Genomic DNA, 14,928 nt, shown 5'->3' with positions numbered 1-14,928 from the left:
CGCGTGGTAGCGGGCTTGCCCCGCGATGTATTTCACAGGCTTGGGCGCATCGACAGGTCTATGAGTTTGGCTTGCCCATAACCATAGAAATCTCCCACGTGGTCAGGTTTGCGCGTGGGAGCGGGCTTGCCCCGCGATGTATTTCACAGGCTTGGGCGCATCGACAGGTCTATGAGTTTGGCTTGCCCATAACCCTAGAATCTCCCACGTGGTCATGTATACGCGTGGGAGCGGGCTTGCCCCGCGATGCATTTCACAGGCTAAGGCGCATCGACAGGTCCACCGCCTTTACATCTTTGGTCATAGCGCCAATCGAGATGTAGTCCACACCCGTCTCGGCAATCACCCGCAGGGTGCTCTCGTTGACCCCGCCGCTGGCCTCGAGCTTGGCCTTGCCGGCATTGATGCGTACGGCTTCACGCATTTCATCCAGGCTCAGCTCATCGAGCATGACGATGTCGGCACCGGCCGCCAGCGCCTGACGCAGTTCATCCAGGCTTTCCACCTCGATCTCCACCGGCTTGCCTGGGGCGATGCGCTGCGCCGCCGCCACGGCCTCGGCCACCCCACCACTGGCGGCGATATGGTTTTCCTTGATCAGGAAGGCGTCGTACAAGCCGATGCGGTGGTTATCGCAACCGCCGCAGGTCACCGCGTACTTCTGGGCCAGACGCAGGCCAGGCAGGGTCTTGCGGGTATCGAGCAGGCGCACCTTAGTACCCTCGACCAAGCCCGCCAAGAAACGCGCCCGTGTCGCCACACCCGAGAGCATCTGCAAAAAATTCAACGCCGACCGTTCACCGCTGAGCAGCGAGCGCGCCGGGCCTTCGAGATGGAACAAGGGCTGATTGGCCTTGGCCTGCTCGCCATCGGCTACCTGCCAATGCACCGCCACCCGCGGATCGAGCTGACGAAATACCGCATCGACCCATGCGGTGCCGGCGATCGTGCAGTCCTCGCGGGTGATGATGGTCGCCTTGGCCAGGCGCTCCGCCGGGATCAGCTGGGCGGTAATGTCGCCACTGCCGATGTCTTCGAGCAGTGCGCGACGCACGTTGGCTTCGATTTCGGCAGTCAGGTCGGCAAGGCGTAGGTTCGGCATGGTCGGCTCCACAAGCTAGATGCCGGCGATTATAGGGCAGGGGGCTGGTGTGTACAGCCGTCCGCAGTCTGACCTTTGGTCAGGGCGGCTGAGCAATCTGGGCAAATCGCGGTCATTTACCGAGCTGAGGCGAGAGCGCGCTGGTAGCTGTAAGATTTTTTGTCGATAATAGCGCCCAGTATTTGGCGTCATGACTTTGACGATTTTCCTGCAAGGAGTACGGGATGCATAAAGAAGGCAAGGTGGTGCCCCTGGCGGCGGCCATCGACAAAGGCGTGCGTGCGCCCTTGCCCTGTCTTCCGATCCTGCTACTCCAGGTGCGCGACAAGGCCGCGCTGCACCTGCGCCAGGGCCTGCAGGCGTTGTTCGACAATGCTGACGATACGCTGTTCGAAATGGCCGACAAGGCCGTCGAACGTTGCGATCAGAACCTTTATTTCGAAGCCATGCGCGATCTACGCCTCAAGCGCAAGAGCATCGAACGCGCATTCCTCGACAGCTTCTATCAAGCATTTGCCCAGATGGGCCAACCCGACCCCTTGCCCTATCTTGGCGTTAGCGACTTCATGCGCAATACGCTGCAGCTGGAGCGCGCTGCGGCTATTCAGACCATGCTCGACCGGGTGTTGTCGCGCGAGGGCTTTGCCCTCGGTCAGCTGGGCCTGCGCTTTCAGGCGTTACTTGATCAGGCACTGGATGAGCCGCGTAATCCGTTGGGGCCGGAAGCCTTGTGTGGGTACTTTCTCGACGCCGGGCGCAGCCTGGGAGTAGGCCCCAAGGTCAAACTGATCTTGCTCAAACTGTTCGAGCGTTACGTGCTGCGCGACCTTGACCTGTTGTATGGCGAGGCCAATCAGTTGCTCGCCGCTGGCGGTATCTTGCCGGAGCTCAAGGCTGCGCCGCGCCGCCGCGCAGAAGACCGACGCCTGGCTGACCGACGTGTCCCAGATTGTCTGGCAGCTGGCGCCGAAACTGATGCAGATAGCGCTGGCCAAGCCTACTTCGCCTCGCTGCAAGCGCTCTTGGCGCCAGTGCGAGGCCGCGTCGCACCGCGGTTGCAAAGCCTGGCTGCCGCCCAGCCAATCAGTACCGCCGACCTGTTGCGCCTGCTGTCGCACCTGCAAAATTATGTGCCGGCCACCGGTGAGCCGGATGACTTCCATCTGGGCCAGCAGCTTGAGCAGTTGCTGCTGCGGGTCAGCGTACGCAGCGGCAGCCGTCGGCGCATCTCCAGTGCCGATGAAGACTTGATCAATCTGGTCGGTCTGCTGTTCGACTTCATCCAGGCCGATGCCAATCTGCCGGCCAATTTACGCGCCCTGATTGGCCGCCTGCACATACCGCTGCTCAAGGTGGCGCTGCTCGACAAAGGCCTGTTCAGCCGCGCCAATCATCCGGCCCGACGCCTGCTCAATGAAATCGCCGCCGCTGCGATTGGTTGGGAAGCTGACCCACAGGGTCCACGAGACAGCCTGCAATTGCGGGTCGAACGGATCGTCCAGCGCTTGCTCAACGACTTCAACGAGGATCCGCGGCTGTTTGCTGAGCTGCTCGAGGATTTCCTCGCGTTCAATCAGGATGAGCGGCGTCGCAACGAACTGCTCGAGCAACGCACCCGCGATGCTGAAGAAGGCCGTGCCCGTACCTTGCAGGCCCGTCAGCAGGTGCAGCAGGCACTGAATTTACGCCTGCACGGTCGCGTGCTGCCGCAGGTGGTGGTGCAGATGCTGGTGCAGTCCTGGAGCCAGGTTTTGCTGTTGGCCTGGCTCAAGCAGGGCGAAGCGGGTAGCGCTTGGCTCGACGGGCTGCAGACCATGGATGATTTGCTCGCCAGCATTGCCCCGCACCACGGCGAGCAGGCCTGCCAGCGATTGCTCCAGCAGGTGCCGGGGCTGCTCAAGGCGCTGCGCGAAGGCTTGGCCAGTGTGGCCCTGGACTCAGCGGCGGCGCGGGAGTTTTTCCTGCAACTGGAACAATTGCACCTGCACGCCTGTACCGAATCGCAGGAGGCTCGAACACCGGCAGCCGACCACGTACTAGTGGCGGATGAAATTGTCTTGGCGATTGCCGACGAGTCAGCCTGTGCTGGGGTGTTGCAGCCTGAGCAGCAAGAGGCAGAGAAGCAACTGGTTGAGCGTCTTCGCGTCGGCAGCTGGGTTGAAGTGCTCGATGACGATGAGCCACTGCGCTGCAAGCTGGTTGCCCGGATCGACAGCAGCGATCGCCTGGTGTTTGCCAATCGCACCGGCATGAAGGTGCGCGAATGGAACAGCAGCAGCCTGGCCCAGGCGCTGCGCCGAGGCGAAGTGCGCCTGATCGATGATGGCCTGCTGTTCGAGCGCGCGTTGGACGCGGTGCTCAGCCATCTGCGCAGCCAGCAGGCGCGCTGAAGGCGTGGCCGCAGCACAATCATTTACATGCAAGCGCGATTGTCAGGGGGCATACTGGGTGCCCTATACCTGGTGATATACAGGATCTGCTCAATGCAATTGGACCGTGCGACAGGCTGGTTTTCCGGCGTTACCCACTGCCCCTCGCCCAACTTCAATAGCCGCCCTGAGGGCGAGGCGATCTCCCTGCTGGTGATCCACAACATCAGCCTGCCGCCTGCCTGTTTCGGCACCGGCAAGGTCCAGCAATTTTTCCAGAACCAGCTAGACCCTGCCGAGCACCCCTACTTTCAAGACATCTGCCACCTCACGGTATCGGCGCATCTGTTCGTCGAGCGCGATGGCGCGGTGACTCAGTTCGTGTCGCTGCTCGACCGTGCCTGGCATGCCGGGGTATCGCGCTTCGAGGGCCGTGAAGGGTGTAACGATTTCTCGATCGGCATCGAACTGGAGGGGACCGACGAGTTGCCTTACACCGATGCCCAGTACGCCACCCTGGTACAGCTCACCCAAGAGATTCGCGGGGCCTGGCCGGTCATCGGGCCAGCCCGTATTCGTGGTCACGACGATATCGCCCCGGGGCGCAAAACCGACCCCGGCCCAGCCTTTGACTGGCACCGCTATCGCGCCGATCTGCAGAACAACGAGGTAAATCCATGAGTTTTCTGGTGTTGGTGCTGGTGCTGTGGGTCGAGAAGTTCTCTGCCCTGCGCCAGCGGTTGCAGCGTGATGGTTTCTTCCTCACTGAGCTGGCGCGCCTGGAGCGCAGCGGCAAAGTGCACCCGTGGTGGAGCCTGGCGATCCTGGTGTTGGCGCCGGTAGCGCTGCTGGTGTTGCTGCTGTACGTGCTGGAGCCGGTGGCCTATGGCCTGCTGGCGCTGCCGGTACACCTGTTGGTACTGATCTATAGCCTCGGCCGCGGCGATGCCAAGGCCGCACTCGGGCCGTTTCGCGACGCCTGGCGGCGTGGCGATGACCAGGCCGCGCTGCATGTAGCCGAACGCGACCTGGGGCTGGCGGCGGATGATCCGCAAAGCCTGCTGATCCGGGTTCAGGGCTATCTGCTGTGGCAGGCCTACCAGAGCTTCTTCGCCGTGATCTTCTGGTACTTCCTGCTCGGCCCAGGCGCGGCGCTGGCCTACCGGTTGCTGGTGCTATGCGCCGAACATAGCGGTCAAGCAGCGCTCAAGGCCAAGGCCGAACAGCTGCGCCACGTCATGGACTGGTTGCCAGTGCGCGTCTTGGCCCTAAGCTTCGCCCTGGTGGGTAACTTCGTGGCGGTAATGCGGGTGATGCTGCATGAATTGCTCAACTGGCGAATCAGCGCCGGCCACCTGGTCGCTCGGGTTGGCCGGGTGGCGGATGACATTCCAGAGCAAGAAGACAGTCAGCGCGGGCTGGCGCGCCTGGATAGCCTGTGGGAGCTGCTGCTGCGCTCGGCGGTGCTGTGGTATGCGGGTTTTGCGCTGTGGACGGTCTTGGTCTGATAGCCGGGTGATGTTCGGTAGCGTGGCAGCGGGCGTGCCCCACGATAGCGAAGGTAAGGCCAACAGCTAAGCTGGCGCTTAACCATAAGTTACAAACCTTGGATTGGATCTGCGCTATTAATGGCCACGTGCCACACCGCAGAACAACAATAATCCAAGGAGGTGACCTGTGCAGCGTTTGCTCTATCCGGCCATCGCACTCATGAATCGGCTGAGCTTCGGCCTGAAGTTCAGCCTGATCAGCGTCCTGTTCTTCCTGCCCATGCTGGTCACCAGTTTCTATCTGGTGCGCGACGCCTACCGCCAATACCACGCCACCCACGTAGAACTGCAAGGCCTTGGCCCACTGGCCGGTAGCCTGGTGCTGCGAGCCGATCTGGAAACCCTTGGCAACCTTCTGCAAATCAACGCTGTGCTTGGCCAGTCGGGGCAGGCCGGCGATGTCGAGCAACGCATTGGCGCTCTGCAAGACAAGCTCGCGGCCCAGTTGCAGGCCTTGCAGTCCAGTGATCCGCTGTTGGAAGACAAGCGTGCGGAGCTGAGTGAGGCGTTTACCCGTGCGCGCGACGAATCTTCGTTGCAGAACAAGGTGGCGTTGTTCGACAAGCTGTTGGGCCAAGCCCAGGTCCTGGCCAAGTTGGTGGCTGCCCAGGCGGGCCTGAGCCAGGACAGCCAGGCCTCGGTGCGCCAGTTGACCGAAGTGCTTGGCACCGCGACGGCCCAGGTCACGCAAACCCTGGGTGAGGGGCGAGCGATGGGCGCCGTTGCGTTAGGCCGAGGGTTCATCGACTCGGCAGGCAGTGCGCGGTTTGAAGACTTGCTGCAACGCCTGGAGCGGCTGGGCGCTGACTATGCCATCCGCCTGGACGATGCCCTGGCCAGTGATTCCCAGGCCAAGGCCATGCTTAGTGCAGCTGCCCTGGCGAGTCAGGCGACCGTCAAGCAGGCGGCGACACTGTTCGAAGACCAGGTGGTGGTGGCCGAAACCCTGGATGCGCCGTGGCCGGCGTTCTATCAAGAGGTCAGCGAGCTGATGGGCCAAACCTATCGCCTCAATGATGCGGTGCTGGCCCAGCTACAGGTGCAATTGCAAGAGCGCCTGGCCGAACACCGCCAGCGCATGATCGCCCTGATCGCCGCCCTGGCCACGGTGTTCGCACTGATCATCTACCTCTACAGCGGCTTTTACGTATCCACCCGTCAGACCCTGCGCGGGTTGGGCGCGGCCATGGATAAAGTCGCCGCCGGCGACATGACCGTGAGCTACCAGGCGCGCAGCCGCGATGAGCTGGGTGAGCTGGGCAGTGCCTTCAATGAGACCGTGCGCAGGATTCGCGAGCTGATTGGCCAGGTCGGCCATACCGTCACTACAGTCGAGGCGCAGGCCGGGCAGGTACTGGCGGTGTCGGTGCGCAGCAACCAGGCGGTGAGTGGCCAGCGCGAGCAGATCGAGCAGGTCGCCACGGCCATGAATCAAATGAGCGCCACCGCCCTGGAAGTCGCCCGCAGCGCGGCGTTGGCTGCCGAGGGAGCACAACAGGTCAACCGCGAAAGCGCCACCGGCCGTGGCCTGGTCGAGCACCAACAAGACAGCATCGCCCGCCTGGCCGGGGAGATCGACCAAAGCGTGGTGACGGTCAATCAGCTGGCCGGCGACAGCCAGGCGATTGGCGGCGTGCTGGCTGTGATTCGCAGCATTGCCGAGCAGACCAACCTGCTGGCGCTCAACGCTGCCATCGAGGCGGCGCGGGCGGGTGATCAGGGCAGGGGCTTTGCGGTGGTGGCCGATGAAGTGCGCACCTTGGCCAAGCGCACCCAAGACTCAACCGAAGAAATCGCCCAGATGATCCAGCGCTTGCAGGAGGGTGTCGGTGCGGCGGTCAAGGCCATGGGCAGCAGCCATCAGATGGCCGCGGGCACGGTCGACGAAGCCCGCCAAGTGCAGCAGGCACTGGGCAATATCCTCGCCGCGGTGGGCGGGATCGTCGAGCAGAATCAGCAAATCGCGGCGGCGGTCGAGCAGCAGACTGCCGTGGCGCATGACATCGACCAGAACATCGTGGCGATCAACCGCGCAGCCCAGGACACCACGCAAGGGGCTTGTCAGACCGAGGATGCCAGCCGGGCGTTGTCCGGGCAGGTGACCGAGCTCAAGCGCTTGATCGGCGCCTTCAGGGTTTGACCGGCAGGCCTCATCGCGGGTGCAACGTGGGCTTGCCCCGCGATGAGGCCAGTATTACCAACCAAACAACTCACAGGCATTGCGGCTACTGACCTCAGCCAAGCGCTCAACCTCAACCCCCATCAGCCCCGCCAGCACTTGGGCAATCTGGGGCAAATGCTCCGGGCTGTTGCGCTGCCCGACAAACATCGCGGGCGCCATATCCGGCGAATCGGTTTCCAGTACCACGCTTTCCAGCGGCAAGCGCGCCACTGTTTTACGCAGGCGCAATGCCTGTGGCCAGGTTGCGGCGCCGCCAAGCCCCAGTTTGAAGCCAAGCTTGATGTACTCGCGCGCCTCTTCATAGCTACCCGCAAACGCATGGATGATCCCGGCCCGCGCTGGCTTGTAACGTTTGAGGGTAGCGATCACCTGCGCGTGGCTGCGGCGCACATGTAGCAGCGAGGGCAGTGCGAAGTCGCAGGCCATTTGCAGCTGGGCCTCGAACAGCGCTTGCTGGCGCGCCTGGTCCAGTTCTGGCAGGTAGTAATCCAGGCCGAACTCGCCAACAGCGCACAACCGCGGATCACCGTGCAGGCGTTCGAGCCAGCCGCGCAGCTGCTGCAGGTGCTCTGGCCGATGCTGCTCCAGGTACACCGGATGCAGGCCGAGCGCGGCAACCACGCGGGGATCGGCACAGGCCAGATCCCAAACGCGTTGCAGATTGTCCTGATACACCCCCAACACCACCATGCGCTCGACCCCTCGGGCCTGGGCACTGTCCAGCAGTTGCTGGCGGTCGTCGTCGAAGTCGGCGAAGTCCAGGTGGGTGTGGGTGTCGATCAGGCGCATGTTCAGGCCGGCTGGATACGTTGCTTGAAGGTACGCGCCACCGCGTGTACGCCGGGTTCATAGCGTTTTTCTTCGATCGCGGCCAGGGCCAGTTCCAGGGCGGTGGCGGCGATCAGGCCGTGTTGCTGGGCCATGGCGTTGACCGGCAGCGGCAGGAAGTCCAGCAACTGGTTGTCGCCAAAGGTGCCCAACTGCAACTGACGCGAGTCGGCCGGGCGCGCTTGCAAGGTGTCGAACACCCCTTGCAGCAGCACGTACGAGGTGGTTACCAGGGCATCCGGCAGACCGCCCAGGTCACTGATCAGCTGCTGCATCAGGCGCTGGCCACAGTCACGGCTGAACGCCTCGCCCTGGTAGCGCCGCACGTCGCCATCGAACTGCTCCAGCGCCTGGTCGAAGCCGCCCGCGCGCGCCTGGCTGACCGACAGTTCCGGGCGAGCACCGATCAGGGCGATGCTGCGTGGGCGGGTGGCCAGCAGGCTGTGCGCCAACTGCTGGCTGGCATCACGGTCGTCGCTGATCACCGAGCAGAAATGCGCCGGGTCCAGGCGCCGGTCGATGGCGATCACGGGCAGGCCTTTGTCTTGCAGTTCGCGATAGCTGTCATCTTCCGGCGGCAGGCAGCTGGCGACGAACAGCGCATCGCAACGCCGGGCGCGGAACAGCTGCTGCAACTGCCGCTCGCTGTCGGGTTGGTCGTCGCTGCTGGCAATCAGCAGTTGATAGCCACGGGCGCGCGCGCCTTGTTCGAGCTGTTTGGCGATGCGGGCGTAGCTGGGGTTCTCCAGATCCGGGAGAATGAAGCCCAGGGTGCGTGTGTGCCGACTGCGCAGGCCAGCGGCCTGGGGGTTGGGCGTGAAGCCATGGGCCTCGACCACCGCACGCACACGCTCGACCGTGCTGTTGCTGATGCGCTGCTGTTCGGCCTTGCCATTGATGACGTAGCTGGCGGTGGTCACTGACACACCGGCCAGACGGGCGATATCGCTGAGTTTCACCGAATTTTCCTTGTTATTACCGGGACTGGCTGTAGAGCTTGACCGGATAGTTTCCCCCATGGCCAGGCTCGCGCGCAGACGACCATTGTCGCAATTGTCCGACAGGATGGGGCTTTTTAGTCGGCAGATTATCGAGTAACGTGGCCACATGGTCAGATTAATCGTTTCAGCAGGCAATTTGACTGCCATGGTTGCCGCCTGCGCCTGACCCGTGAACCGGTTGATAGAGTGAATTTCACAACAATACCTCAGTACCCATTTCGGGGCTGCAAAAGGAGAAGGTCATGCTCGAGCTCGCCAAAGAGCAGATAGCCATGGGCCAGTCGGCTGCCGACAAGGGCGAGGCGCTGCGCCTGCTGGCCCGTTGTCTGGTCGAGGATGGCCTGGTCGCCGAGGGATACCTTGAGGGCTTGCAGGCGCGCGAGGCGCAAGGCTCGACCTTCCTCGGCCAGGGCATCGCCATCCCCCATGGCACGCCGCAGACCCGCGACCAGGTGTTCGCCACCGGTGTGCGCCTGATGCAGTTTCCCGAGGGCGTCGACTGGGGCGATGGGCAGAGGGTCTACCTGGCGATTGCCATCGCTGCCCGTTCCGATGAACACCTGCGCCTGCTTCAGTTGCTGACCCGCGCGCTGGGCGAGACCGACCTGGCCGAGGCGCTGCGCCGGGCCAGCTCCGCCGACGCCCTGCTCAAGTTGTTGCAGGGTGCGCCGCAGGAGCTGGCGTTGGATGCGCAATTGGTTGGGCTGAACCTGCCCGCCGAAGATTTCGATGAGCTGGCCTGGCGCGGCGCACGCCTGTTGCAACGCGCCGGCTGCGTCGATAGCGGCTTTGCCGCCGTGCTGCAGCAGGCCGAGCCGCTGCCGTTGGGCGAGGGTTTGTGGTGGCTGCATAGCGAGCGTCAGGTGCGTCAGCCCGGCCTGGCCTTCATTACCCCGCAGCAGCCACTGCGCTATCGCGAGCAACCGCTCAATGGCCTGTTCTGCCTGGCCAGCCTGGGCGCGGCCCATCAGGCATTGCTTGAGCGGTTGTGCGAGGTGTTGATCGAAGGCCGCGGGCAAACGCTGTACCAGGCCACCAGCAGCAGAGCGGTGCTTGAAGTGCTCGGCGGCGAGGCGCCAGTCGACTGGCCCAGCGCCCGCATCGTGCTGGCCAACCCGCATGGTTTGCACGCGCGCCCGGCCAAGGTGCTGGCGCAGTTGGCCAAAGGTTTTGCCGGTGAAGTACGCATCCGCCTGCTCGAAAGCGCCCAGCCCGCGGTGTCGGTCAAGAGCCTGAGCAAGCTGCTCGGCCTCGGTGCGCGGCGCGGGCAGACGCTGGAACTTATCGCCGAGCCGAGCATTGCCGCTGATGCCTTGCCGGCACTGCTGGCGGCCATCGAGCAGGGCTTGGGCGAAGAGGTTGAGCCGTTGCCGGAAATTGCCCAGCCAGCCGCTGCGGTAAACCAACGAGCCCTTGTCGCGCCGCAGCCGGGCAGCCTGGTTCAAGGTGTGGCAGCGGCACCTGGGATCGCCTGCGGCCCGGCCCATGTCTGCGTCGAGCGCGAGATCGACTACCCATTACGCGGTGAGTCGCCGGCGCAGGAACGCAGCAAACTGCGCCAGGCGCTGGAGGCGGTCAACGCGGATTTGCACACCCTGGTGCAGCGAAGCGACAAGGCCATCGGCGAGATCTTCGTCACCCATCAGGAAATGCTCGCTGACCCCGCCTTGAGCGATGACGTCGATCAGCGGTTGGCCCAGGGCGAAAGCGCGGCAGCAGCCTGGATGGCGGTGATCGAGGCCGCTGCACGGCAGCAGGAGGCCTTGCACGATGCCTTGCTCGCCGAGCGCGCGGCCGATCTGCGCGACGTTGGCCGACGGGTGCTGGCGCAATTGTGCGGCGTGCAACAAACCGCAGAACCTGAGCAACCCTACGTATTGGTCATGGCCGAGGTCGGCCCGTCCGACGTTGCCCGCCTTGACCCGGCCCGGGTCGCAGGGATCGTCACCGCCCACGGTGGCGCCACCGCCCACAGCGCCATCGTTGCGCGGGCGTTGGGTATCCCGGCGGTGGTTGGTGCTGGTGCGGCGATTCTCTTGCTCGAAGCCGGTACGCCACTGCTGCTCGATGGCCAGCGTGGCCGGGTCACTGTCGCGCCGCCCGCAGATGAGTTGCAGCGCGCCTTGGCCGAACGCGATCTGCGCGAGCAACGTCTGCAGGCTGCCTGGGCCAATCGTCATGAACCGGCGATCACCCGTGATGGCCATGCCATCGAAGTGTTTGCCAACATCGGTGAAAGCAGCGGCATCGACAAAGTGATTGAGCAGGGCGCCGAAGGCATCGGCCTGCTGCGCACCGAATTGATCTTCATGGCGCACTCCCAGGCACCCGATGTCGCGACCCAGGAAGCTGAGTACCGACGCGTGCTCGATGGCCTGGGTGGGCGCCCTTTGGTGGTGCGTACCCTGGATGTGGGCGGCGACAAACCCCTGCCGTACTGGCCGATCGCGGCCGAAGAAAACCCCTTCCTCGGCGTGCGCGGGGTGCGGTTGACCTTGCAGCGGCCGCAGGTGATGGAAGACCAGCTACGCGCGCTGCTGCGCTCGGCCGAGGGGCGGCCGCTGCGAATCATGTTCCCGATGGTTGGGCAGATCCATGAATGGCGCGAGGCCAAGGCGATGGTCGAGCGCTTGCTGGAGGAAATCCCGGTCAGCGACCTGCAACTGGGGATCATGGTCGAGGTGCCGTCGGCGGCGTTGTTGGCGCCCCAGCTGGCGCGCGAGGTGGACTTCTTCAGCATCGGCACCAACGACCTGACCCAATACACCTTGGCCATCGACCGCGGTCATCCAAGCCTCTCGGCCCAGGCCGATGGCCTGCACCCGGCGGTGCTGCGATTGATCGACATGACCGTGCGCGCTGCCCATGCCGAGGGCAAGTGGGTGGGCGTGTGTGGCGAGTTGGCCGCTGACCCGCAGGCGGTGGCGCTGTTGCTCGGCCTTGAGGTCGATGAGCTGAGCGTGGCCAGTCGCAGCGTCGCCGAAGTCAAGGCACTGGTGCGCCAGGCCGATTACCAGACGGCCCGCGCCTTGGCGTGCGAGGCCCTGCAACAAGACAGCGCCGCCGCCGTGCGGGCGCTGGTGGAGCGTTACTGATGGCCAAGATCCTCACCCTGACCCTCAACCCCGCGCTGGACATCACCGTCAGCCTCGACAGTTTGCGCCCAGGGCATGTCAATCGCAGCCAGACCCAGCACAGCCACGCCGCCGGCAAGGGCCTGAACGTGGCCCAGGTACTGGCTGACCTGGGCCACAGGGTTACCGTCGGTGGCTTTCTAGGACGGGACAACCTGCAGCCGTTCGAAGCGCTGATCGACTGGCGCGGTTTTGCCGACTGCTTCGTGCGGGTCGCGGGCGAGACGCGCAGCAACATCAAACTGGTCGAGGCCGATGGCCGTGTGACCGATATCAATGGTCAGGGGCCGCAGGTCGACGAAGCGTCGCGCACGGCCCTGTTGCGGCGGCTGGAACAGGTCGCCGCCGGCCATGATGCAGTGGTGGTAGCCGGCAGCCTGCCGCGCGGCATCGACCCGCAGTGGCTGCACGAGTTGCTGGTGCTGCTTAAAGCGCAAGGTTTGAAAGTGGCCCTGGACACCAGCGGCGAAGCCCTGCGCATTGGCCTTCAGGCCGGCCCTTGGCTGGTCAAGCCCAACACCGAAGAGTTGGGCGAAGTGCTCGGCGTTGCCGTGCACACCCAAGCCGAACAGCGAGCTGCTGCCGAGCGGCTGTTGGCCAGTGGTGTCGAGCATGTGGTGGTGTCCCAGGGCGAGCAGGGCGTGAGTTGGTTCACCCATGGCCTGGCCCTGCACGCACAGCCGCCTAAGGTGCGCGTGGCCAGTACGGTTGGCGCGGGTGACTCGCTGGTGGCTGGCATGGTGCATGGTTTGCTGCAGGCAGAGGCCCCCGTCTTGACCTTGCGCCGCGCCACCGCCATCGCCGCCCAGGCGGTGACTCAGGTCGGCTTCGGTATTGCTGATCGCGAGCAGCTGGCGCGCTTTGAAGCCGCCGTGCAACTGACAGAACAACAAGAGGGTTGCCGATGAACATCGCCATTGTCACCGCCTGCCCAAACGGCCAGGTGTCCAGCGTGCTCAGCGCCCGCCTGCTGGCGGCTGCTGCCCAGCGTCGGGGTTGGAGCACCAGCGTCGAGGTAGAGGATGCCGAGCACCCTGAACGGCGCTTGAGCGCGGCGCAGATCGCTGAAGCCGACTGGGTGCTGGTGATCAGCACGGGGCCGGTCGACTTGTCGCGTTTTGCCGGCAAGCGTCTGTACCAAAGCACACCCGCCCAGGCCCTGGCTGACCGAGAAAGTTTTCTTGATGAGGCTGCGGCCCAGGCTCAAGTACAGGCGCAGACATCGCCCGTGCCAGTCGCGGCGTCAGCGTCCATTGGCGTGCCGCGTATCGTCGCGGTTACCGCCTGTCCGACCGGGGTCGCGCATACCTTCATGGCTGCCGAGGCGTTGCAAAAGGCCGCACAGCAACTGGGCTACCAGATCACTGTGGAAACCCAGGGCTCGGTCGGTGCGCGCAATCCACTGCCAGCAGCGGCGATTGCCGAGGCAGACGTAGTGTTGCTGGCCGCAGATATCGAAGTGCCGACGGCCCGCTTTGCTGGCAAGCGGATCTATCGCTGCGGCACTGGGATTGCCCTCAAGCAGGCGCAAGCGACGCTCGACAAGGCCTTGCTCGAAGGCAAGGTCGAGAGTACCGCCGATGCTGCCAGCGAGGCGTCGAAAAAAACCGAGAAGGCCGGCGTCTACAAGCACCTGCTGACCGGTGTGTCATTCATGTTGCCGATGGTGGTGGCGGGCGGTTTGTTGATCGCGCTGTCTTACGTGTGGGGGATCAACGCCCACGAAGTGCCCGGCACCCTGCCCGCAGCACTGATGCAGATCGGTGGCGAAGCGGCCTTCAAATTGATGGTGCCGCTGCTGGCCGGCTATATCGCCTGGTCTATCGCTGACCGCCCAGGCCTGGCCCCCGGGATGATCGGCGGCATGCTCGCGACCCTGCTCGGCGCTGGCTTCATCGGCGGCATCGTCGCCGGTTTCCTGGCCGGCTACAGCGCCAAGGCGATCAGCCGTTGGGTACGCCTGCCCAGCAGCCTGGATGCGCTCAAGCCGATCCTGATCATCCCGCTGTTGGCCAGCCTGTTCACAGGCCTGGTGATGATCTACGTGGTCGGCCAGCCGGTGGCCGCCATGCTCGCTGCCCTGACCCAGTTCCTCGACACCATGGGTACGACCAACGCGATTTTGCTCGGGCTACTGCTCGGCGGGATGATGTGCGTGGACTTGGGCGGGCCGATCAACAAGGCCGCGTATGCCTTCTCGGTCGGCTTGCTGTCGACCCACAGCTACGCGCCGATGGCGGCGACCATGGCCGCGGGCATGGTGCCGCCGATTGGCTTGGGCCTGGCCAGCTTGATCGCCCGCAGCAAGTTCGCCCAGAGTGAGCGCGAGGCGGGCAAGGCGGCGTTGGCGCTGGGGCTGTGCTTCATTTCCGAAGGGGCGATTCCGTTTGCCGCCAAAGACCCGCTGCGGGTGATTCCGGCGAGTATTGCCGGCGGTGCGCTGACCGGGGCGTTGTCGATGTATTTCGGCTGCAAGCTGATGGCGCCGCATGGTGGGCTGTTCGTGTTGTTGATCCCCAATGCGATCAACCATGCGCTGTTGTACCTGCTGGCGATCGTCGCTGGCAGCGTGTTGACGGCGGTGGTGTATGCGCTGATCAAGCGCAGTGAGCAGGTTGAATTGGCTGTGGCGCCGGTCAAGGGCTGAATGTGCTGGCGCCATCGCGGGGCAAGCCCGCTCCCACAGATACCGCGCTGCTCTTGCGGCTGGCGATGACTCGTGGGAGCGGGCTTGCCCCGCGATGGCGTCAGTACAGGCGCAG

10 protein-coding genes and 1 pseudogene are annotated in these 14,928 nt (G+C 64.2%); 8 read left to right on the top strand and 3 right to left on the bottom strand.

What is annotated here, in order from left to right; genetic code table 11:
• Positions 1–253 precede the first annotated feature (253 nt).
• On the bottom strand, positions 254–1,102 hold the full coding sequence (gene nadC / locus ACF8K2_RS03525; protein WP_392463474.1) for a carboxylating nicotinate-nucleotide diphosphorylase: 849 nt from the start codon (positions 1,100–1,102) through the stop codon (positions 254–256).
• 224 nt (positions 1,103–1,326) lie between these two features.
• On the opposite strand from nadC, the gene ACF8K2_RS03520 reads away from it, so the two are divergent.
• The 5 genes and pseudogenes from ACF8K2_RS03520 (at position 1,327) to ACF8K2_RS03500 (ending at position 7,161) form a co-directional block, all read left to right on the top strand.
• Positions 1,327–3,492 (top strand): DUF1631 domain-containing protein, encoded by a 2,166-nt coding sequence (locus ACF8K2_RS03520; RefSeq protein ID WP_392463471.1) that lies wholly within the window; start codon positions 1,327–1,329, stop codon positions 3,490–3,492.
• 93 nt (positions 3,493–3,585) lie between these two features.
• Positions 3,586–4,152: a 1,6-anhydro-N-acetylmuramyl-L-alanine amidase AmpD gene (gene ampD / locus ACF8K2_RS03515; protein ID WP_392463468.1), complete on the top strand. Its 567-nt coding sequence runs from the start codon at positions 3,586–3,588 to the stop codon at positions 4,150–4,152.
• The gene (gene ampE, locus ACF8K2_RS03510) at positions 4,149–4,979 is read left to right on the top strand and encodes a regulatory signaling modulator protein AmpE (RefSeq protein WP_392463466.1); all 831 of its coding nucleotides are present in this window, start codon (positions 4,149–4,151) and stop codon (positions 4,977–4,979) included. Before ampD ends, ampE begins: the two co-directional genes overlap by 4 nt.
• A 202-nt stretch (positions 4,980–5,181) precedes the next feature.
• A pseudogene (locus ACF8K2_RS03505) lies at positions 5,182–6,306 on the top strand (HAMP domain-containing protein); the annotation flags it as partial.
• Between the two features lie 141 nt (positions 6,307–6,447).
• A complete protein-coding gene (locus tag ACF8K2_RS03500; protein WP_392463487.1) occupies positions 6,448–7,161 on the top strand; it encodes a methyl-accepting chemotaxis protein in 714 nt (237 codons plus the stop codon).
• 54 nt (positions 7,162–7,215) lie between these two features.
• On the opposite strand, the gene ACF8K2_RS03495 is transcribed toward ACF8K2_RS03500, so the two are convergent.
• A complete protein-coding gene (locus tag ACF8K2_RS03495; RefSeq protein ID WP_392463464.1) occupies positions 7,216–7,992 on the bottom strand; it encodes a TatD family hydrolase in 777 nt (258 codons plus the stop codon).
• 2 nt (positions 7,993–7,994) lie between these two features.
• Positions 7,995–8,990: a catabolite repressor/activator gene (cra, locus tag ACF8K2_RS03490; protein WP_264234767.1), complete on the bottom strand. Its 996-nt coding sequence runs from the start codon at positions 8,988–8,990 to the stop codon at positions 7,995–7,997.
• Positions 8,991–9,274: 284 nt separating this feature from the next.
• Between cra and ptsP the strand changes: the two genes are divergently transcribed.
• Genes ptsP through ACF8K2_RS03475 form a run of 3 tightly spaced genes read left to right on the top strand, consistent with a single transcriptional unit; the run spans position 9,275 to position 14,813 of the window.
• The gene (ptsP, locus tag ACF8K2_RS03485) at positions 9,275–12,127 is read left to right on the top strand and encodes a phosphoenolpyruvate--protein phosphotransferase (protein WP_392463462.1); all 2,853 of its coding nucleotides are present in this window, start codon (positions 9,275–9,277) and stop codon (positions 12,125–12,127) included.
• Positions 12,127–13,074: a 1-phosphofructokinase gene (pfkB, locus tag ACF8K2_RS03480; RefSeq protein WP_392463461.1), complete on the top strand. Its 948-nt coding sequence runs from the start codon at positions 12,127–12,129 to the stop codon at positions 13,072–13,074. Before ptsP ends, pfkB begins: the two co-directional genes overlap by 1 nt.
• Positions 13,071–14,813 (top strand): PTS fructose-like transporter subunit IIB, encoded by a 1,743-nt coding sequence (locus ACF8K2_RS03475; protein WP_392463459.1) that lies wholly within the window; start codon positions 13,071–13,073, stop codon positions 14,811–14,813. Before pfkB ends, ACF8K2_RS03475 begins: the two co-directional genes overlap by 4 nt.
• Positions 14,814–14,928 lie beyond the last annotated feature (115 nt).

Origin of the sequence: Pseudomonas sp. xss_2 (genome assembly GCF_043104195.1) — a bacterium.
In the GTDB taxonomy this organism is placed as follows: Bacteria; Pseudomonadota; Gammaproteobacteria; order Pseudomonadales; family Pseudomonadaceae; genus Aquipseudomonas; species Aquipseudomonas urmiensis.
The sequence above is the reverse complement of the archived record's forward strand: the minus strand, read 5'-3'. Positions and strand labels throughout refer to the sequence as shown.